General features: G+C 71.6%; 19 protein-coding genes. 12 read left to right on the top strand and 7 right to left on the bottom strand.

Annotation, left to right across the window (positions count from 1 at the left end):
• Positions 1 to 81: 81 nt before the first annotated feature.
• The 5 genes from FB465_RS02225 to FB465_RS02205 all read left to right on the top strand — a co-directional run bounded on the left by FB465_RS02225 (position 82) and on the right by FB465_RS02205 (position 5290).
• Positions 82 to 309 (top strand): hypothetical protein, encoded by a 228-nt coding sequence (locus FB465_RS02225; protein WP_145787118.1) that lies wholly within the window; start codon positions 82 to 84, stop codon positions 307 to 309.
• Between the two features lie 38 nt (positions 310 to 347).
• Positions 348 to 1319 carry a sensor domain-containing protein gene (locus FB465_RS02220; RefSeq protein WP_145787116.1) on the top strand — a complete coding sequence of 324 codons (972 nt, stop codon included), beginning with the start codon at positions 348 to 350 and terminating at the stop codon, positions 1317 to 1319.
• A gap of 355 nt (positions 1320 to 1674) precedes the next feature.
• Positions 1675 to 2358, top strand: coding sequence for a vWA domain-containing protein (locus FB465_RS02215; protein ID WP_145787114.1), 684 nt, complete (start codon positions 1675 to 1677; stop codon positions 2356 to 2358).
• On the top strand, positions 2355 to 3371 hold the full coding sequence (locus FB465_RS02210) for a protein phosphatase 2C domain-containing protein (RefSeq protein ID WP_145787112.1): 1017 nt from the start codon (positions 2355 to 2357) through the stop codon (positions 3369 to 3371). Before FB465_RS02215 ends, FB465_RS02210 begins: the two co-directional genes overlap by 4 nt.
• The gene (locus FB465_RS02205) at positions 3368 to 5290 is read left to right on the top strand and encodes an LppU/SCO3897 family protein (protein WP_145787110.1); all 1923 of its coding nucleotides are present in this window, start codon (positions 3368 to 3370) and stop codon (positions 5288 to 5290) included. The genes FB465_RS02210 and FB465_RS02205 overlap by 4 nt, the downstream gene beginning before the upstream one ends.
• 229 nt (positions 5291 to 5519) lie before the next feature.
• Here the strand turns inward: FB465_RS02205 and FB465_RS02200 are convergent, their stop codons facing one another.
• Positions 5520 to 6266, bottom strand: a complete 747-nt coding sequence (locus FB465_RS02200; protein ID WP_145787108.1) for a spondin domain-containing protein — start codon at positions 6264 to 6266, stop codon at positions 5520 to 5522.
• Between the two features lie 279 nt (positions 6267 to 6545).
• Between FB465_RS02200 and FB465_RS02195 the strand changes: the two genes are divergently transcribed.
• Complete coding sequence (locus tag FB465_RS02195) at positions 6546 to 7592, top strand: DNA polymerase IV (protein WP_145797089.1); 1047 nt, start codon at positions 6546 to 6548, stop codon at positions 7590 to 7592.
• 256 nt (positions 7593 to 7848) lie between these two features.
• On the opposite strand, the gene FB465_RS02190 is transcribed toward FB465_RS02195, so the two are convergent.
• The 4 genes from FB465_RS02190 to FB465_RS02175 form a co-directional block, all read right to left on the bottom strand.
• Positions 7849 to 8178: a TfoX/Sxy family protein gene (locus FB465_RS02190; protein WP_145787106.1), complete on the bottom strand. Its 330-nt coding sequence runs from the start codon at positions 8176 to 8178 to the stop codon at positions 7849 to 7851.
• A gap of 169 nt (positions 8179 to 8347) precedes the next feature.
• A complete protein-coding gene (locus tag FB465_RS02185) occupies positions 8348 to 8797 on the bottom strand; it encodes an SRPBCC family protein (protein WP_145787104.1) in 450 nt (149 codons plus the stop codon).
• A 43-nt stretch (positions 8798 to 8840) separates the two neighbouring features.
• Entirely contained in the window at positions 8841 to 9386 is a 546-nt protein-coding gene (locus tag FB465_RS02180; RefSeq protein ID WP_145787102.1) for a TIGR03086 family metal-binding protein, read from the bottom strand.
• 38 nt (positions 9387 to 9424) lie between these two features.
• Positions 9425 to 9847 (bottom strand): SRPBCC family protein, encoded by a 423-nt coding sequence (locus tag FB465_RS02175; protein WP_145787100.1) that lies wholly within the window; start codon positions 9845 to 9847, stop codon positions 9425 to 9427.
• An 87-nt stretch (positions 9848 to 9934) separates the two neighbouring features.
• Here FB465_RS02175 and FB465_RS02170 point away from each other — a divergent pair, with 87 nt between their 5' ends.
• The 6 genes from FB465_RS02170 to FB465_RS02145 all read left to right on the top strand — a co-directional run bounded on the left by FB465_RS02170 (position 9935) and on the right by FB465_RS02145 (position 14538).
• Positions 9935 to 10255 carry an ArsR/SmtB family transcription factor gene (locus FB465_RS02170; RefSeq protein WP_145787097.1) on the top strand — a complete coding sequence of 107 codons (321 nt, stop codon included), beginning with the start codon at positions 9935 to 9937 and terminating at the stop codon, positions 10253 to 10255.
• Positions 10255 to 10704: an SRPBCC family protein gene (locus FB465_RS02165; protein WP_145787096.1), complete on the top strand. Its 450-nt coding sequence runs from the start codon at positions 10255 to 10257 to the stop codon at positions 10702 to 10704. Before FB465_RS02170 ends, FB465_RS02165 begins: the two co-directional genes overlap by 1 nt.
• 56 nt (positions 10705 to 10760) lie before the next feature.
• The gene (locus FB465_RS02160; RefSeq protein ID WP_145787094.1) at positions 10761 to 11627 is read left to right on the top strand and encodes an SDR family oxidoreductase; all 867 of its coding nucleotides are present in this window, start codon (positions 10761 to 10763) and stop codon (positions 11625 to 11627) included.
• Between the two features lie 205 nt (positions 11628 to 11832).
• The gene (locus FB465_RS02155) at positions 11833 to 12330 is read left to right on the top strand and encodes a hypothetical protein (RefSeq protein ID WP_145787091.1); all 498 of its coding nucleotides are present in this window, start codon (positions 11833 to 11835) and stop codon (positions 12328 to 12330) included.
• Between the two features lie 187 nt (positions 12331 to 12517).
• A complete protein-coding gene (locus FB465_RS02150) occupies positions 12518 to 12916 on the top strand; it encodes a hypothetical protein (protein WP_145787089.1) in 399 nt (132 codons plus the stop codon).
• A gap of 113 nt (positions 12917 to 13029) precedes the next feature.
• On the top strand, positions 13030 to 14538 hold the full coding sequence (locus FB465_RS02145; protein ID WP_145787086.1) for a hypothetical protein: 1509 nt from the start codon (positions 13030 to 13032) through the stop codon (positions 14536 to 14538).
• A 480-nt stretch (positions 14539 to 15018) separates the two neighbouring features.
• Here FB465_RS02145 and FB465_RS02140 read toward each other — a convergent pair whose 3' ends face one another.
• Together FB465_RS02140 and FB465_RS02135 are read right to left on the bottom strand one after the other, a co-directional pair.
• Complete coding sequence (locus FB465_RS02140) at positions 15019 to 16104, bottom strand: hypothetical protein (protein WP_145787084.1); 1086 nt, start codon at positions 16102 to 16104, stop codon at positions 15019 to 15021.
• Entirely contained in the window at positions 16101 to 17492 is a 1392-nt protein-coding gene (locus tag FB465_RS02135) for a metallopeptidase TldD-related protein (RefSeq protein WP_145787081.1), read from the bottom strand. The genes FB465_RS02140 and FB465_RS02135 overlap by 4 nt, the downstream gene beginning before the upstream one ends.

The following is a 17492-nucleotide window of genomic DNA, read 5'->3' as shown; positions in this document are numbered from 1 at the left end:
GCATCAGTGCTGTGCCCAGCCGGTCGGTCAACGGACCGGCCGGGTGGCGTTCCGGATCCGGACGACCTGTGAGGAGTCGACATGGCATACCGCTACTGGTGTGGCGAGTGCAGTTTCAAGACGCCCTGGCTGAGCGAGTCCCAGGGCGAGCAGAAGCAGCTGGAGCACTACGCCAAGCAGCACCCCGGAATTCCCCCCGGCGGCCATGTGGAGGTCAACCGGAAGAACCCCGGCGGAGGCATCGGCTGCCTCCAGGCCATGGCCATCGCCGTCCTGCTGCTGATCCTCGCGGCTTCCTGCCATCGCTGACGCCGGCCGTTGCTGATTGATCCAGGGGGAACTCCACCATGACAGACCACTACTGGCACAAGGACGATGCCTCCACCACCCTTCCCACCTGGCAGCAGACCCCCCGGGCCACACCACCACCCCTGGGCCGGCCCGGCCCGCTGCCCGCGTCCTTGGCTCGGGCGCAGCCCGCACCGCCGCCCGCGCCCGCGTCTGTGGGTCAGGCGCAGCCCGCACCCGCACCCGCACCCGCGCCCGTGTCCGCGGCTCAGGCGCAGCCCGCACCCGCGCCACCGGGGACGCCACACCAGGGGGCCGCGCCCAAGGCGCCGCCGCCCCGCCCCCGGCGTCGGGTCAGGCCGTTGCTCGGCCGCTGGCGGGTGCCGCTCGCGGCCATGACGCCCTGCCTCCTGCTGGCCGGGATCGGCTGGTGGCTCTGGCCGAGCCAACCCGGCGCCGTCCCCCTGCACTTGGTCGAGGGCACGGTTCATGCTGCGGTGCTCACCCCGGACGAGGCGAGCCGTACGACGGGGATCACCCTCGTCTCCGGCCCGCGGGCGAGCAAGCCCGCTCCGGCCCTGTCCGCCGATCCGGCGAGCTGCCGGATCGCGGTGGGACCGACCGGCCAGGCGGTCTTCGGGAGCGACTGGACGGCCTTCCTGTCGGCCACCTACCAGGACGCCGGGGGCCTCGGCACCTACACGATGACCCAGGTCATCGGCGTCTACCCCGACAGCGACAAGGCCGGTGGGGTGCTGCGGACCCTGGACGGCGGACTCCACGCGTGCTCGTCGGCCGTCCGCAACGCCGAGGACGGGCGCAGCTCCAAGTGGACCTACCGCATCGACAGCACCACTCCGGACGGCATCGCCTGGACCGCCACCCAGGACGGTGGCAACGGCTGGTCCTGCTACCGCCAGGCCCAGCTCAAGGGCAGGTCGCTGTTGCAGGTGGGGATCTGTGAGGCGGGCGACGGGCGGCCGACCGTCCAGGCGCTCACCGAGCTGGTCGCAACGAAGGTGAGCGGATGACCATGCCGGGCAAGCAGGCACCGGGTATGGGGCGAGAACCTCGAGGGGGACGTGTTCCGGTGGCTCACCGAGGGTGATGACCCGGACCGCTGGCCGATCGTGGTGTGGGCGCGCGGTCCCGCGACGACGTACCGGTTCGAGACGGGCATGGTCGAGCCGCTCCACGCGATGGTGAGCGGCGAACCGTGGGCGCCCTGCCCGGGCTGGATGCACGCGCCCACGACCCGCTGGACGAGGACCTCGGACTGGCTCCGTCGGGGCCTGGAGATCTCTGCCGGGCCGCCGACGGCACGAACACCGTCCGACCGAGCAGGACAGAACATTCGCGAGCACGAAACGAAGGAGACAGATCCTCATGCCTGAGACGAAGGGCCTGCTGCTGCCGGCCTATGTGGTGGCCGACGAGTCGGGATCGATGGGGCCCTACCATCGCGAACTCGAAGGCGGCGTGGTCTCCCTGTGCGAGGGGCTCCGTGCCGAGCCGATGGTCGCGGCCAAACTCCGGTTGGCCGTGCTGGGTTTCTCCGACGACGTGCAGGTCCGGCTGGCCGTGGCCGACATGCGTACGGAGACCACGCTGCCGAAGATCGTCATCCGCGGCCTGACCAACTACCGCGCCGTCTTCGACGACCTGCTGCACCGCATCCCCTCCGACGTGCAGTGGCTGCGCGGCGAGGGGTACAAGGTGCACCGCCCCGTGGTCTTCTTCCTCAGCGACGGCCAGCCCACCGACGGGGAGGCCTGGCGGCAGCCGCATGCCGCCCTGACCGACAAGAAGCGGAACCCGACCGCGCCGAACATCATCGCCTGCGGCCTCGGCGATGCCCAGGCCCGGACCATGGTCGAGGTGGCGACCCGCCCCGAGTTCGCGTTCGTCGCCAAGCCCGGGACCGACATCGGACAGGCGATCTCCGAGTTCTTCAACGCGCTCACCGCGAGCCTGGTGGCCTCGGGAGACGCGCTGAACTCGGCCAACCCGCAGCTGGTCGTCAACCGTCCGGACCAGTTCACCATGGCAATCGACGAGGTCGGGCTGTGACGCCGCAACTCCCGGACGGCCCGGTCCGTCCGACGACCACGACCGCCGCGCCGCCGCTGCCAACCGTCCCGCCGGCACCACTCATGGCCCCGTACGCGTCGCCGTACGCGTCGCCGTCCGGGCCTGCGTCGGAACCCTGGCGGCGGATCACGGTGGACGTGCCCGGTCCGGACTTCGAACCGACGCCACCCGGGCGGTATGCCTACGACTTCCCCGACACGATCTGTGACGGATGGTCGACTCGCGAGCTGACTCTGCGCTTCGCCTCGGTGCGCGGCGCCAAGCACCGCTACTACCGCCAGCCGCGCCAGGACTCCGCCCGGGCCGCCGTACACGAACCCACCGGAAGCGTCGTCTTCGCGGTCGCCGACGGCGTCTCCAGCGCCGCCGAATCCGAAGTCGGAGCCGTCGAGGCGTGCCGTGCCGTCCTGGAGCGCATGCTTGATCAGCTTTCGCAGGGGCCCGGGCCGCTGGACTTCCGCGACGTCGCGGGCCACGCCGCCGAACGGCTGCGACAGCTCGCGCAGTGGCGAATGGGCGGCCGAGAACCGCAGCCGGCCGACGTGGCCGCCCTCTACGCGACCACGCTGGTGGCCGGCGCCGTCCGCCCGGATCCGGGCGGTCCCGTCGTCGAGCTCTTCCGGATAGGGGACTCGGGGGCCTGGCTCCTGGACCGTTCCTCCGGTCGGTACCGGCCCCTGTTCGACTCGAAGACCGGCGGCGACACCACGCTGGTGTCGAACGAGGTGTCGCCGCTGCCCCGGGTGCCCGCGCAGCTCGAACAGACTGCTGCCCGGCTCGTCACCCCCTTGGCCCTCCTCGTCGGCACCGACGGCTTCGGGGACCCGCTCGGCGACGGCGACGGACAGGTCGGCGCGTTGTTCGCCCGCCACCTCACCACGGCGCCACCACCGCTGTGGCTCGCCCACGTCCTGGACTTCTCCCGGGAGACCTTCGACGACGACCGCACCCTGTTGGCGGTCTGGCCCCGGGGGGAGGCGGGTCCGCGATGAGCCCCGACCCCACGGGCCCCGTCACACCCACCGTCGATCACGGTTCGCTGGCCCTGGGCCGCCAACTCGGCCAGGGCGGCCAGGGATCCGTCCACCAGGTACTCAACAAACGGATCAACGAGTCGGCCGGCGGCGGTTGGGAGGTCGTCTACAAGGAGTACAGCGCCAACGTCCTGCCGCACCTGGACGAAGCGGCCCTCGCCTCCAGCGCGGCCCTGCTCGGCGAGCTGAGCGGCGCCGACGGGCGCTGGCTGAGCGAGAAGACCGCGTGGCCCGCCGCCGTGGTCCAGCGCCAGGGCCGGACCTGCGGGTTCCTCATGCGCGCCGTGCCCGACCGCTTCCAGTTCAGCCTCCGGACACTGACCGGGGCGAACGGGGGCCCGCGGCGGCTCGCCAACATGGAGTACCTGCTCAACGACGACACCTACATCGCCGGGATCGGTCTGACCGTCAGCGACAAGGACCGGCTGCTCCTGCTGGCCGACCTGGCCGCGACCCTCGCCCGGCTCCACCGGCTCGGCATCGCGGTCGGCGACCTGTCACCGAGGAATCTGCTCTTCAGCGCCTCGCCGCAGCCCGAGTGCTTCCTCATCGACTGCGACGCCATGCGCCTTCGCGGCGCCACGGCGCTGCCGCAGGCCGAGACTCCCGACTGGCAGGTACCCGCGGGCGAGGAGCGGGCGACCCCGACGAGCGACGTCTACAAGCTCGGTCTGCTGGCGGTCCGGCTCTTCGCCCGCAACCAGACGTCGACCGACCCCACCGCCCTCGCCGCGACGAGTCCGGCGCTCGGTGACCTGGCCCGCGCCTCCCTCGACCCCGACCCGGCACGGCGGCCGACCCCCGCCGCGTGGGCCGAACAGCTGACCTCGGCCGCGGCCACCGCCCCGGCCAAGCCTGCGCGCAAGCGCAGGAGGACCCCGGGGGCAGCGACACCGGCGGCGCCACCCACCCGTCCCGCCACCGGCCGGCCCCACGGAACGACACCGCCGGCGCCGAAGTCCCCCGCCGCCCAGGCCGGCGGTGTGCTCGGTGCGCTCGCCGCCGTTGTGGTCCTCATCCTGCTGGTCGTCAACAACCAGCATTCCCTGCGGACCGACACCTCCGGGAGCACGGTCGGCGGCAGCCGGCAGACAGCCCGCTACACCCCCCACCCGCTCGACACGCGCACGACTCCCACGCCGACCCGGACCCGCTGGGAGACCACCCCCGACCCGGTCCGGACCACCTCCGCCCCACCGACGCCGACCGACGCGATCGGCACCGCGCACGTCGGCGACTGTTTCGACGACAAGGGCACGAACGGCCACGCCGACCTGTCCACCACCAGCTGCACATCAGGGGCGTTCAAGGTCGTGCGGATCAACACCGCTACGACCGACCTGGACAGCTGCGACAACGTCCCGGACAGCGACAGGAGTGTGTCGTCCAGCCGCCACGACCTCGTCCTGTGCCTCAGCTACCAGAGCCCGGGAGGAACCGCCTACCATGCCGGCCAGGGCGACTGCGTGTTCGGCGCCCCAGGCGGGTCCGCGTGGGGAAAACAAGCCTGCCAGACGGGGAATTTCAAGGTCCTTGCCGCCTACCGCGGGACCTCCGACAAATCGAAGTGCGACCCTTGGCCGCACTACAACTACTGGCGACACTTCTCCGTCGCCGCCGACTCCCGTCTCGACGTCCTGCTCTGCCTCTCCATGAACTACCCCGACGACGCCGGCTACGCCACCGTCAAGGAGTGCCTGTCCAAGTCGGGTTCGACCTTCACCAACGTCGGCAGCTGCAACGCCTCGAACGTCTACGTCACCGGACGCACCAGCACCCCCAACGCCCCCGCGTTCTGCGGCCACGACGGCTCGACCTACTGGCGGTCCGCCGACTACCCGGCCTTCGGGTACACCGTGTGCTGGCGATGGCGATGAAACCCCACGGCGCCGCGCAGGCCTGTGGCTCGCGCGGTCGTACATCGGGACTCCCGCGGCGTCCAGCCGGGCGATCGCGGCACCGGACGGCCCCCGCGCGGTCCGGCCAGGAGGTCGGACGCGCGTCCCTGGGGGAGTCCGCCGCCGTGAAGACGCCGGCACCGGCGACGAGCAGCGCGAGGGCGCACCACCAGGCCGCCGGTGCTCGCAGCGGGCCGCTGACCATGACTCAGTCTTCGATCTCCTCCACGGTCACCTTGGCGACCGGGTTCTCCCAGCCGTGCAGGTCCGGGCAGAGGTCGCCGTTGCCCTGGATGCCGGGGTGCAGGTGGATCCGCTGGTGGGGCGTCTCGTCCACGGCATCGTCGATGTTGCCGTTCGGGTCGCCGGCGAGCTGGACCGGGCCCAGCCCGCTGCACGGGTCGACGATGTCCCCGCTGCGCTCGGTGTTGAGCTCGGTGCCGGCGTCGTAGCCCTTGAGCAGGAACTCGGACGGGTGGCCCTTGTGCGGGAGGCGGACGTGGTCCAGGCCGAGGAAGCCGTCGTTCGTGCAGATCAGCATGGCCGCCAGGGACAGGCGGTCCCCGTGGCGGGCCTTGATGGTGAAGGTGACGTGGTCGTCGAAGCCGCCCTTGTTGGTGCCCCGGGGAGTCAGCGGGCGTGCGACGTCGACCGCCTGCGTCACCCCGGTTGCGCCGTTGAACAGGTGGAACATCGGTACCTCGTTGCCGTCCTCCGCGATCTGTTCGAGCTCTCCGGACGCCGGGCGCCCGACCTGGAACATGTGCGGGCCACCTTGCCGGGTGGTGGCGGCGACGGGCGGCGAGAAGGGCTGCCCGTGCGTCAGGTTCTCCAAGGTCACCCGGTAGGTGTGCAGTTCGGAGCCGGGGATGGAGGCCGAGGCGGTGGCCGGGGCTCCGACGGCCAGGAGTGCTGCCAGGCTCGCGACGGCCACGAGCTTGCGCGAAGGACGCATGCGGGGACTCTCTTTCACCGGGGGTCTCGTTTGCCCCGTTTTGTCTACCACGGGCGCTGCCCATGACCGGCACCACACAGTCGTCCGAACGGGTCATCATCATCGGTCGGCAGACAGCGAGATGTGAGATCACGGCCACTCTCGGTATCGCACGTAGGAGTCCTCGCTCCTCGGGCCGTGAACGCGGGTCCGTCAGGCTCCGCTCGGCCCCGACGACACCGACCGGCGGTCCAGAACTCTCGCCGCGCCGTGCTGGCGCGCATACTGGATCTTGTGTCCATGCAGTGGGTGCTCCACGTGGACCTCGACCAGTTCGTCGCCGCGGTCGAGGTGGCTCGCCGCCCGGAGCTGCGTGGTCGGCCGGTGGTGGTCGGCGGCACCGGTGACCCGACCCAGCGGGGGGTGGTGGCCACGGCCTCCTACGAGGCGCGCGCGTTCGGCATCCGGTCCGGCATGCCGTTGCGTCTGGCGGCCAGGCGCTGCCCGGAGGCGGTGTTCCTGCCCACGGACCCGCCGGCCTACCAGGAGGCCTCCGATCGGTTCATGGCAGCGCTGCGCCGGTTTCCGGTCGTCGTGGAGGTCCTCGGCTGGGATGAGGCCTTCGTCGGGGCGCACACCGACGATCCGGAGGCACTGGCCGCCGAGATCCGGGAGGCGGTGCAGGACGCGACGGGGCTGTGGTGCTCCGTGGGCATCGGGGACAACAAGCTGCGTGCCAAGCTGGCCACGGGCTTTGCCAAGCCGCCGGTCCGCGGCGGAGCCGCCGATCGGCACAGTTTCCGGCTCACCCGGGAGAACTGGGTGGCCGTCATGGCCGGGCGTCCGACCGACGCGCTCTGGGGTATCGGTACCAGGACGGCGAGGAAGCTGGCCGAGGCCGGCCTCCGAACGGTCGCCGAGCTGGCCGGGGCCGACCCCGACGAGCTTGCCGAGCGATTCGGCCCGGTCATGGGACCGTGGTACCGGATGCTCGCACTCGGTGTCGGGGACACCGAGGTCACGGCCGCCCCGCACGTCCCGCGCTCGCACAGCCGGGAGACCACCTTCCAACACGACCTGGTCGAGCGGTCGGAGATCGATCAGCACGTCGCCGCGCTGGCCGGGCGTGTGGCACAGGATGTGGCAACCGAGGGCCGCCCGGCCACCCGGGTCGCGGTGAAGGTCCGCTTCGCGCCGTTCACCACTCAAACCCGCAGCATCACGCTGTCGACGCCGACCTTCGACCCGGGCGAGATCACCCACGCGGCACTGGCGGTGCTGGAGCGGTTCGAGCTCAGCCGCCCGGTACGGCTGCTCGGTGTGCGCGCCGAGCTCGGCGACGGGTAGAAGCCGACGACGTCCTGGCCGACCTCTTGCCCGACCGACGCATCCGCACCTGACCGCAGCACGAACGGCGGCCAGGGCGGCGGCCTGGTGATCACGGGCCCGAGGCCGGCGTGTGTGCCGGAGACCGGCGGCCGTTCTGGTGATCCTGGGAGCGGGAGCGGGAGCGGGAGCGGGAGCGGGAGCGGGAGCGGGGGACGGGTGTCGAGGGCGAGAGCCTCGTCGGCGGACGGGACAAGGCTCACGCTCCCTGGAGTCGCTACTTGGGCGGCAGGGTTGCTGCGAAGGTGCGGCCTTGGTCGATCCAGTCGGCGAGGGCCGCGTCCTCGGCGAGGGCGGATGGCTCGACGAGGATCCAGCCGCGCATCGGACGTCCGGTCAAGTCGAAGATCCGGACGCCTGGGCGGGCCAGGGCCGAGTCGGTGTCGTCGGGGCGGAGGCGGACGATGAGTTCGTCGCCGTGCACGCCGACGGCCATGTTGCCGTTCAGGAGGAAGGCCAGGCCTCCGAACATGCGCTTCTCGGTGATGCCGGGGACATCGCCCAGCCTCTCGCGGATCCGCTGGGCGAGGCCTTCGTCGATTGCCATGACGGTCCCTCAGAGCGTGGACAGCGGCTGCGGCTCGCTGGTTTCGTCGTGCGTGTTCAGGGGGCTTGGTGGACGGTCCTGCGGTCGTCGGCGATCTCTACCTGGAAGGCGATCTCGGACATCGTCGTGCTCCTTGTGCTGAGGGTGATGCGGGGGTGGGGATCGCCGGTTATCGCGCCGGGGTGAGAATGCGTTCGAGATCGCGTAGGTCCTTGGTGATGGACGAGCGGACTTTGCGCGCCATGACCGGCGCAGCCAGGCGGTAGTAGCCCCTGGCGTCGCCCTGCACGCGAATGCGCGCCAGGGTGCCGCGCGCGTGCGGGGCGAAGGTGTAGGTGACGTGCATGGGCATCGGACCGGCCACGGAGACCATGTCCAGCAGCCTGAGGGGTACGTGCTCCGCAACGCGGAGCACGTAGTCGATGCGCTTGCCGAGGAAGTACGCCGTCCGGGTCACCTCGGCCCCGACGCCGAACCCGCCCTTGTCGGCTTCCCGGGTCAGCCGCGCTTCGCGGATGCCCTGGGTCCAGTCGGGGTCGTGACGCCAGTCCATGGCGTAGCCGGCCACCTGGTCGGGCGGGAGCGGGATCAGTCGTTCAGCCGTCTCGTCGATCGTCATGCCGCTGCCTCGTGCTCCGTTGCCGTCGCCCTCACGGGGCCGATCAGGCGCCCCATCCAGGATTGCGACCGCTGAGGGCGAGCGCGCGGTGGAAGGCGCTCGCGTCGGCCGGTACGGCGACGGCCGGGCCGTAGGCGCCGTTGGCGCGGGCGTTGTCCGCGAGCTGCTCGACCACGGCGAGGGCGACCTTCGACGCGTCGTCGCCGACCGTGAACGGCCGGCCGGTGGCGCGGGCGAGGTCCCAGCCGTGCAGGGCGAGCTCCTGGAGGGTGATGGCGGCCGCGAACTCGGCGGGCATCTCGCCGGGGCCGAACTCGGTGGTGCCTTCGTACGCGTCGGCCTCGCCCCAGGCTGCGGCGGCCCGGCGGGCGGACTGGGCGACCTCGTCCGGGGCGGTGACGGAGCCGGCGGAGGTCTGCGGCTGCTTGCGGGCCGCCCGTTCGGAGGAGGGCAGGACCTCACCGAGGTGGGCGAGGAGCTCGGCGACGCTGAACTTGTCGCAAGGTGTGCGCTCGGAGAGCTGGTCGGTCCGTACGGCCGAGGCGGTCTCGGCGAACGCGGCGGCGAATTCCTGGATGGCGCTGTGCATGAGGGGCTCCTGGGTCGGTGGGTGCGTGGGTCGCGGGGTCAGTCGGTGAAGAACGGGGATGGCTTGCCGGTCTCGGCGTAGGCCTTGAGCTGCACGAACTTCGTCGCCCAGCCGTACGTGAAGTTGCGGTAGCCGTCGTCGACGGCCGGGAATCCGCCGTGGGTGAAGCGCAGGACGGTGCCGCCTTCGGGCTGGGGCAGCAGCTCGTAGGTCTGCTCTGTGCCGGCCCAGGGGCCGTTCTCACCCGCCAGGACGAGCCGCTTGCCGGACTCCGCCTCGGTGACGCGCAGCCGCCAGGGCTCCGGGACGCCGGGGAACGACAGCTCGTGCAGGGCGTCCACTCCCTCGCCCGCGGTGGCGGTCGTGGTGAACCAGCTCCGGATGCCCTCGGTGGTGGAGATCGCCGCGTACAGGGTGTCCGCGTCGGCCTCGATGTGCAGCTGCATCGCGATGTCGGCCATGACAGTGCTCCTTTCTCGTTGCTTTAGTCGACACTAAAACGACAGCCGCCATGAAGGCAAGTTCAAGCCATGACTAAAATGAGGGGCATGGAAGCGGTGCAAGCGGTTGCCGAGCCCAGGCGGCGCGAGATCCTGCGGCTGGTCTGGGACACCGAGCTGTCCGCGGGCGAGATCGCCGAGCGGTTCGACGTCACCTTCGGCGCCGTCTCCCAGCACCTCAAGGTGCTCCGGGACGCCGGGCTGGTTACGCTGCGCCAAGAAGGCCGCAAGCGCTACTACCGGGCGAACCGGACGGCCATGGGCCCGCTGGCGGACTACCTGCAGGCCATGTGGGCCACCAGGCTCGACACCCTGGCCGACCTCGCCGAACAGGCCGAACGCGCAGCACAGGAGAAGAGGCCAACCTGATGACCGCTCAACTGGTGACCGTCGAGCGGCGGATCGCCGCCCGCCCCGAGACGGTGTTCTCCTTCTTCACCGATCGCGAGCGCTGGCTGTCCTGGATGGGCAAGGACGGTGAGTTCTCCTTCGAGCCGGGCGGTGCTTACCGGACCAACGTCACCGGCGACAACCACGCATCGGGCCGCTTCCTCGAGGTCGACCCGCCCAAGCGGGTGGTCTTCACCTGGGGCTGGGAGACCGGCGGCATGCCCGTCCCGCCCGGCTCCACCACCGTCGAGATCACCCTCGAACCCGACGCGGAGGGCACCCTGCTCCGCCTGGTCCACCACGACCTCCCCCCGGAGGCCCGCGCCCCCCACAAGGAGGGCTGGACCCACTACATCGACCGGCTCACCGTCCGGGCCGAGGGCGGCGACCCCGGCCCCGACCACTGGATGGAAAACACCCCGGCCTGACCTGCCGTCATGGCATCACAGCCAACGCTGGTGGCCCTCCCGAGGAGTGACAGGCGATGAGGACAGTCCTGGTGACCGGGGCGACCGGGAACATCGGATCGAAAGTGGTCGGCGAGCTTCGAGGTCGAGGGATCCCCGTCCGCGCGTTCGCGCGGGATCGGGGTCGGGCCGCCGCAGTCCTCGGCAGTGAGGTCGAGGTCGCGGTAGGAGACTTCGCCGAACCGGACTCGATCCGGCGAGCCCTCTCCGGGGCCGACCGGGTCTTTCTGATGTGCGGCAACGACCTGCGCCAGGTCGAGTACGAGACGAACGTCATCGATGCCGCCGTTGCCGAGGGTGTGCGGCGGATCGTCATGCTGTCCACGGTCGGGGCCGAGGTCGGCGCGTCGGCGGCCTTCGCCGACCAGCACGGCCGCATCGAGCAGCACCTGCGTGACTCCGGCGTCCCGGCCGTGATCCTGCGCGCCGGCTACCTGATGTCGAACATCCTCGGCTCGGCGCAGACCATCGCACAGACCGGGCAGTTCTTCGTGCCCACCGGAGAGGCGCGCATGGCCATGATCGACCCGCGCGACGTGGCCGCTGCCGCGGCCACCGTCCTCACGGTGGACGGGCACGACGGGCAGACCTATCTGATCACCGGGCCCAGGGCGATCACGCACGAAGAGGTCGCCGAGGAGCTGTCCACCGCCACAGGACGTGCGATCGAGTTCGTCGACGTACCCGACGAGGCGGCGCTTGCCGGCATGGCCCAGACCGGAATGCCGCAGTGGCTGGCCGAGCAGATCGTCGCGGTCTTCCGGTCCATCCGAGAGGGCGTGAACGCCCACACCACCGAGACCTTCCGTGAACTGACCGGTCGTGAGCCCAGGGCCTTCGCCGACTTCGCCCGCGACATCGCCACCCCGCTCCTCACGGCCTGACCCGGCAGCACCGTGGCGCCGACCGGTTGGGCCGGCGACGGCCGTCGGATCCGGGCGCACGGCTGCCGGACATGCGGGTGAATGGTCGCAGTGGTGGCGTGTCCGGAAACCAGTCGTCAGACCAACGCGGTCACAGTGTGTTCGTGTCCGGAAGGAGTCCGGGTCACCGCATTCCTCGATGACGAGGGCCGGAGGGAAGTCGCACATGGACCGTACTCAACCGGGTCGGCTGCGCAGCCTCGCGCTGACGATCGGAGCCGTGCTCACCATGCTGTTCGTCGGGGTGGGCGTCGCCACCCCCGCCGCAGCCGGCGGGCCCGGGCACAAGGAGCAGACCGTACGGGTCCTGCTGCTCGAGCGGGATCCGTTCGTCGGTAACGGAGCCAATCCCCAGCCCGGCGACGTCCTGCTGTTCCAGGAGCCGGCCGTCGACGCTGACGGGCAGGTGATCGGCGATGCGATCACCCGGGTCCAGGTCTTCCAGGAGGGCAGCTACATGCTCGACTGCACGGTCCGCCTCGCGGAGGGCAACCTGGTGTTCTCCGGGGCCGAGTTGTTCGAGCACATCGCCACGGAGTCGACCTTCGCCGTCACCGGGGGCACCGGCCGCTACAGCGGCGCCGGCGGCCAGGTGTCCGTCACTCCGGGCGGGTCCGTCCAGGGTCAGCCTGCTGACCTGCTGACCTTCCATCTCAAGCACTGACTCCCCGGTCCGCAGCAGAGAGCGCCCCTCGCCCGGTGCACGGGCGAGGGGCCGAAGCCGTCGACGGCCCAGCGCGTCCGGGTGGTGGCTACGGGCGTTCGGGTGATCGATGCGTGAGCCTTCGCGGTCCGTGGTGCGCTGGTGTGGGAGCGTCACCAGTGGATTCCGAGTCGACGTGAGGACGGGCATGACAACTGAACTCGACCGGGACGACTTCGGTCGGATCACCCATGATCCCGCCGCCGGCAGGCTCGAGCTCGAGTGGTTCGAGTCCACGGAGGGGATGGCCGACCAGGACTTCCGGCGCAGCCTGGAGCGTCTGGCCGCGCTCTCGGAGGAGCACCGGCCACGGCACGTGGTGATCGACGTGACCCGGTTCGCGTTCTCGCCCGATGCCGACACCGCGCGGTGGCGGCAGCGCGAGATCATCCCGCGGTACAACGCCTCGGGGATCGAGAAGTTCGCGTTCCTCCTGCCCGCGTCGGCGCCCTCGCCCGGCGAGCCGGCGCCCGAGCCGGGGGCCGACTTCCCGACCGGCTGGTTTCCGACCCGCGAGGCGCTCGAGGAGTGGCTGCGGCAGCCGTGACCCTGGGCGCTCCGGTCAGGAGCGACCGCGAACGCCTCGGCGCGGATCGCGATGTCACCGAGAAGCGGAAATCCGAGACGGACGTTGTCAGGGTGCGCTCCTACAGTGTCCGCATGGTCCCTGACACACAGCCAGAAACCTCCCCGCAGCACCTGCTTCAGCAGTGGATCGGCGATCTGCCGTATCAGCTGCTGCTCCTGGAGAAGGTCCTCCGTCCCGCGGATGTCCCCTTCGACTACTCCGCCAAGTCGCTGGACGCTCTGGAGGCGCGTCTGCTGGAGCAGTACGACTCCGCCCCCGAGGAGCGGACGGAGTTCGTGGAGAGTGCGATGGCCTATCTCGGCGAAGTCCTGCTCGGCATCGCGGGCGGCGCTTGGGGCTGGAACACTCGGCCGGTCGGCGATCTCCCGGGCCAGCCTGTCGTCTGGCCGGACGCGGAACTGGAACTCTCGCCCGTCGCACCGATGTTACTGATCTCGTACGCCCTTCGAGTCCGCACCGGGAGCGCGTTCGCCGAGGAGATCGAGCGGCTGCGGCAGGCCGTGACGGCGCGGCAGCACGCGGTGCCGGGGTGGGAGCCGGTCAAGGAGCACACTCCGCACGTGGACCCCGGGGTGCGGCTGCCGGAGGATCCGGCGCTGACGGCGTGGCTGGCCGAGCGGAGGGAGGCGCTCCCCGCCTGGGCCGCCGACGCGTTCGAAGGAGCATGGAGGTGGAATTTCCACCCCGACACGTTGGACTGGCTGGAAGCCGTCATGAGGCGGCGGTTCGCCACGGTGGAGGAATTCGACGCCTCGCGGGACGAGCCGTTCGTGCAGGGCGCCTGCTGGTACATGGGCGAGGTGATCCGGCGGAACAAGGGGGCGGTGTGGCAGTACATCCCGTTCGATCCCGACGCCGAGCCCGGAGCCCCGGGGTCGCGGGAGAGCGTGTGGACCGAGGTGCCGTTCGTGGATCAGCCGGACAAGCGGCTCGGGGGCGCGGCGATTCCGCTGGGGTGCCTGCGTGAGCTGCTCCTCGAGGAGGAGGTGGACGGCAGGCGGGAGGACAGGCTGGGGGACGTGCTGTTCTGGTTCAGGCCGTCCTCGTACGCACACGTGGGGGCGCTGCTGAAGCGGATGGGCATGGTGCCGCGGGAGAAGGTCGACAGCGTCCTCGCGGAGTACGCCGAGTTCGCACACAATGAGCTGACACCCCATGAAGTGCCCGGCGCGCTCGAGGAGTTCGGTGTGGCAGTCTCGGCCCACGGGGACGATGTCGACTATCTGGAGGAGAGCTACGAGGGCATTCTGGAGCGGGCCGCGGCCCTCACCGACGGCGCGGTCACCATCACCGACGTCCGGCTGCGTGAGGACGAGGAGGACGGCGAGGTCCTGGAGTTCGCCCGCAACGGCGTCCTGGTGACCCAGCAGACCGAGCACCAGTCGGACGAGTACCTCGACCACCTGGCGATCGCGGAGTTCATCGGCCACGTCGATCCCGACCCCGGCGACGACACGCGCCGGTTCCACCTGGTTGACTTCGTGCGCCTCAGGGACAGCAACTACGACAGCTACTACGTTTTCGCCACGCCCGAACAGGCGACCGTGCTGGAGAAGGAACTCGGCCTGGAACTGCGCTGAGCGCACCGAGCAGGTCGTCGGGAACACCGAAAGAGGCGCTCCTCAGCACCTGATTCCTGCCCGGCAAGGTCGGCCACCCGACGGCGTCCCGCCGGGTGGCCGACTCGTCATGGCGGCTGCCGTCAGGCGGTCTCAGCGGCCATGTCCTCGTCCTGCTCGATGTCGAAGTCCTCCATGTCGTCCACCTCCTCCCGTACGCGCCGACCTGCGAGACGCGCAGGGCGGGCTACAGCGGGGACGGCTCGGCGGCCATGTCCTCGTCCTGCTCGATGTCGAAGTCGTCCACATTGTTCACCTCCTCCCATGTGCGCCGACCTGCGGGAGAGCGTGCAGGGCGGGCTACAGCGGGGAGGGCTCAGCGGCCATGTCCTCGTCCTGCTCGATGTCGAAGTCGTCCATGTCGTCCACCTCCTCCCGGGTACGTGCGGTGCGCCGCGACGGGTTCGCCGCGGGCGGGTCATGGGGGTGTGCGGCGGCGGGTCAGCGGGCTGCCGCAGGGACGTCCGCCGCACCGATGTCGGAGAGCTTGCGCAGCGCGGCGCGCAGCGTGTCCGGGGGTACGGAGAGGCCCTCCAGGGCCGGCGAGGAGGCGAGCTCCCGGAGCGGCCGGCCGTCCAGGGCCAGCCACAGCCGGGCCATCGGCTCGGTGACCCGGGCGCCGTGGTCCCGGCCGGTGAGCGCGATGCCGTTGGCGAAGCGCAGCAGGCCGTAGTCGTACCGGCGCAGCGGCCCGTCCTGCCCGACCCGGAACGGCGGCAGCGCGGCGGCCGGCGCGTCCCAGCCGAGCAGCACCGCGTACCCGATCAGGTGGGAGGTCAGCAGTGCCCGTCGGCGGGCGACGGCCGCGAGTTCCTCCGGCGGTGCGTCCAGCGCCAGACCGCAGTTGAGCAGCGCCCAGGCGGAGTCCAGCAGATGGGCGGTGCCGGGGTGCCGGCCGAGCCTGCGCAGGGCGACCTTCTCGTGGTCGTACACCTCGCCGACCCCGCCGATCCCGCTCTCCAGGGCGTGCAGCAGGGCGCGGTGCGAGGAGGCCATGGCGGTGACCAGGTCGCCGGAGGTGATGGCCCCGTGGACGTCCTCCTGCAGCTCGACCGCGAAGCAGGCGTGCCGCAGGATCGCCAGCTTCCGTACCGTCTCGCGGTCCAGGGCGTCGAACAGGGCCCGGTGCGCGGGGTCGGCGCCGAGCAGTGTGCCGTTGGCCAGCCGCAGCAGCAGCTTGCCGTCCGACATGGACAGCGAGAGCTGGGAGCGGTCCTTGGACTCCACCCGGAAGCCGGCCGCGTGGTCCACCAGTTGACGGAGTTTCGCGGTGTCCAGCGGGGTGACCTGGACGGTACGGGAGCCGATCGAGAAGGTCCGGCCGGGGGCTGCGGAGCCGTCCGCCCGCGCGATGTACAGGTCCAGGTCGGAGAGCGCGTGCCCGAGCCCCATGGCCAGGCTGCCCGAGACCACCGCGAGGCCGACCGGGGCCTCCGCCTCGCAGCGGGCGGCGGCCTCCCGTGCGGTGGCCAGGACCTCCTCGGTCGGGTGGTCGGTGGGACGTTCCCCGGATAAGGCCGTGTTCACATGTCCTCCCGGAAGGTGACGGGTGTGTCGCGGACCCACAGGTGGGTGGAGTGGACGGCGGGGCCCTTGCGCAGGGTGGAGCCGGCCGCTGTGCGGTAGTTCTGCCGGACGTCCGAGGTGCCGGCGATCCGGGCCAGGAAGGCGTCGAGCTTCATGCCGACGGCGGCCCCGGCCACGGGTGCGAGGGGCACTCCGTCGCGGAGCAGCCAGCCGGACATCGCCAGCCTGATCGAGTTGTGCGCGGCGTCCAGTGCACGGCCGCTGCCGTCGTCGATCCGGGTGACGTGGAGCACCGGGCCCGCGCCGCCGAGGAGCCGGTCGAGCGGGTGGACCGGCCCGTGGAGGGCGAGCACCGAGCCCGCCACCGCGATCCCCGCGCCCACCCCGGAACCGGACGGGACCATCCAGCCGTGGCCGGTGCTGCCCTCGCCCGGCCCGGGGGAGCTGCGGTCGTGGAGCAGCGAGCCGAGCAGGCCGTCGTCGACCAGGACGGTGCGGTGGGCGGCCGTGCCCTCGTCGTCGCACGGGGTCGGGCTCAGACCGGCCGGGCCGGCCCCGTCGTCGATCAGGCTCAGCCCCGGTGCCAGCACCCGGGCGCCCGGGGCCCGCAGGCCGGTCCGGTCCAGGTCGGGGCGGTCACCGTAGAAGACCGCCGCGATCTGCGCGAGCAGCCGGGCCGCCGCCCGGGGAGCGATGACCAGGTCGACGGTGGCCGGTGCCGGGCCGGCCGCCCGGCGGGCCGACGGCAGCCGGCGCAGGGCCTCCTCGAGGGCCTCGTCCGCGATCTCGGCCGAGGAGATCTCGCCCACGCAGCGGGCGGTGCGCCCGCCGGTGCCGGTGGACCGCCCGCTGCCGTCGGCCGCGGCCACGGTCAGCGCCAGGGTGGCCTCCGGGTGGCGGTACTCGACGACCCGCCCGTCGGAGGCGGCGACCGTCACCCGCTGTGCGACGTGGTCCCAGGTGGCCTGCGCCTTGACCACGCCGGGCCGGGACGCCGAGGCGGCCAGATCGCGCAGCCGGGCCACCGACTCCGTGGTGCCGACCGAGACCAGCTCCGCCCACGGCGCGCGGATCGCGTCGTCGCCGGGAGGCTGCGGGGCCGGTCCGTCCCAGTGCCGCAGCTCGCCGGGTGAGCGCAGCCGCCGGGCGATCCGGACGGCTTCGGCGAGCGCGGCCGGATCGGTGCGGCTGGTGGTCGCGTACCCCACCGAGCCGTCCAGCGAGCTGCGCACCATCGCGGTGGCGGTGAGGGAGTCGCTCACCGACTCGACCTCGCCGTCGACGAGGCGGACCCGGCGGCGCAGCGCGGTCCGGGCGACCAGTTCCAGGCGCTCGCCGGGCAGCGCGTCGTGGATGGGGGACGGGTCGACGGTGATCGGTTCCGCCAT

It is taken from the genome of Kitasatospora atroaurantiaca (assembly GCF_007828955.1).
Lineage (GTDB): Bacteria > Actinomycetota > Actinomycetes > Streptomycetales > Streptomycetaceae > Kitasatospora > Kitasatospora atroaurantiaca.
The sequence above is the reverse complement of the archived record's forward strand: the minus strand, read 5'-3'. Positions and strand labels throughout refer to the sequence as shown.

Excerpts from the sequence above, each read along its gene's own strand:
- FB465_RS02195 (WP_145797089.1), top strand. The coding sequence starts at position 6,546 with ATGCAGTGGGTGCTCCACGTGGACCTCGACCAGTTCGTCGCCGCGGTC.
- FB465_RS02160 (WP_145787094.1), top strand. The coding sequence starts at position 10,761 with ATGAGGACAGTCCTGGTGACCGGGGCGACCGGGAACATCGGATCGAAA.
- FB465_RS02225 (WP_145787118.1), top strand. The coding sequence starts at position 82 with ATGGCATACCGCTACTGGTGTGGCGAGTGCAGTTTCAAGACGCCCTGG.
- FB465_RS02175 (WP_145787100.1), bottom strand. The coding sequence starts at position 9,847 with ATGGCCGACATCGCGATGCAGCTGCACATCGAGGCCGACGCGGACACC.
- FB465_RS02215 (WP_145787114.1), top strand. The coding sequence starts at position 1,675 with ATGCCTGAGACGAAGGGCCTGCTGCTGCCGGCCTATGTGGTGGCCGAC.
- FB465_RS02220 (WP_145787116.1), top strand. The coding sequence starts at position 348 with ATGACAGACCACTACTGGCACAAGGACGATGCCTCCACCACCCTTCCC.
- FB465_RS02170 (WP_145787097.1), top strand. The coding sequence starts at position 9,935 with ATGGAAGCGGTGCAAGCGGTTGCCGAGCCCAGGCGGCGCGAGATCCTG.
- FB465_RS02200 (WP_145787108.1), bottom strand. The coding sequence starts at position 6,266 with ATGCGTCCTTCGCGCAAGCTCGTGGCCGTCGCGAGCCTGGCAGCACTC.
- FB465_RS02185 (WP_145787104.1), bottom strand. The coding sequence starts at position 8,797 with ATGACGATCGACGAGACGGCTGAACGACTGATCCCGCTCCCGCCCGAC.
- FB465_RS02190 (WP_145787106.1), bottom strand. The coding sequence starts at position 8,178 with ATGGCAATCGACGAAGGCCTCGCCCAGCGGATCCGCGAGAGGCTGGGC.
- FB465_RS02205 (WP_145787110.1), top strand. The coding sequence starts at position 3,368 with ATGAGCCCCGACCCCACGGGCCCCGTCACACCCACCGTCGATCACGGT.
- FB465_RS02155 (WP_145787091.1), top strand. The coding sequence starts at position 11,833 with ATGGACCGTACTCAACCGGGTCGGCTGCGCAGCCTCGCGCTGACGATC.
- FB465_RS02135 (WP_145787081.1), bottom strand. The coding sequence starts at position 17,492 with ATGGCGGAACCGATCACCGTCGACCCGTCCCCCATCCACGACGCGCTG.
- FB465_RS02180 (WP_145787102.1), bottom strand. The coding sequence starts at position 9,386 with ATGCACAGCGCCATCCAGGAATTCGCCGCCGCGTTCGCCGAGACCGCC.
- FB465_RS02150 (WP_145787089.1), top strand. The coding sequence starts at position 12,518 with ATGACAACTGAACTCGACCGGGACGACTTCGGTCGGATCACCCATGAT.
- FB465_RS02165 (WP_145787096.1), top strand. The coding sequence starts at position 10,255 with ATGACCGCTCAACTGGTGACCGTCGAGCGGCGGATCGCCGCCCGCCCC.
- FB465_RS02145 (WP_145787086.1), top strand. The coding sequence starts at position 13,030 with ATGGTCCCTGACACACAGCCAGAAACCTCCCCGCAGCACCTGCTTCAG.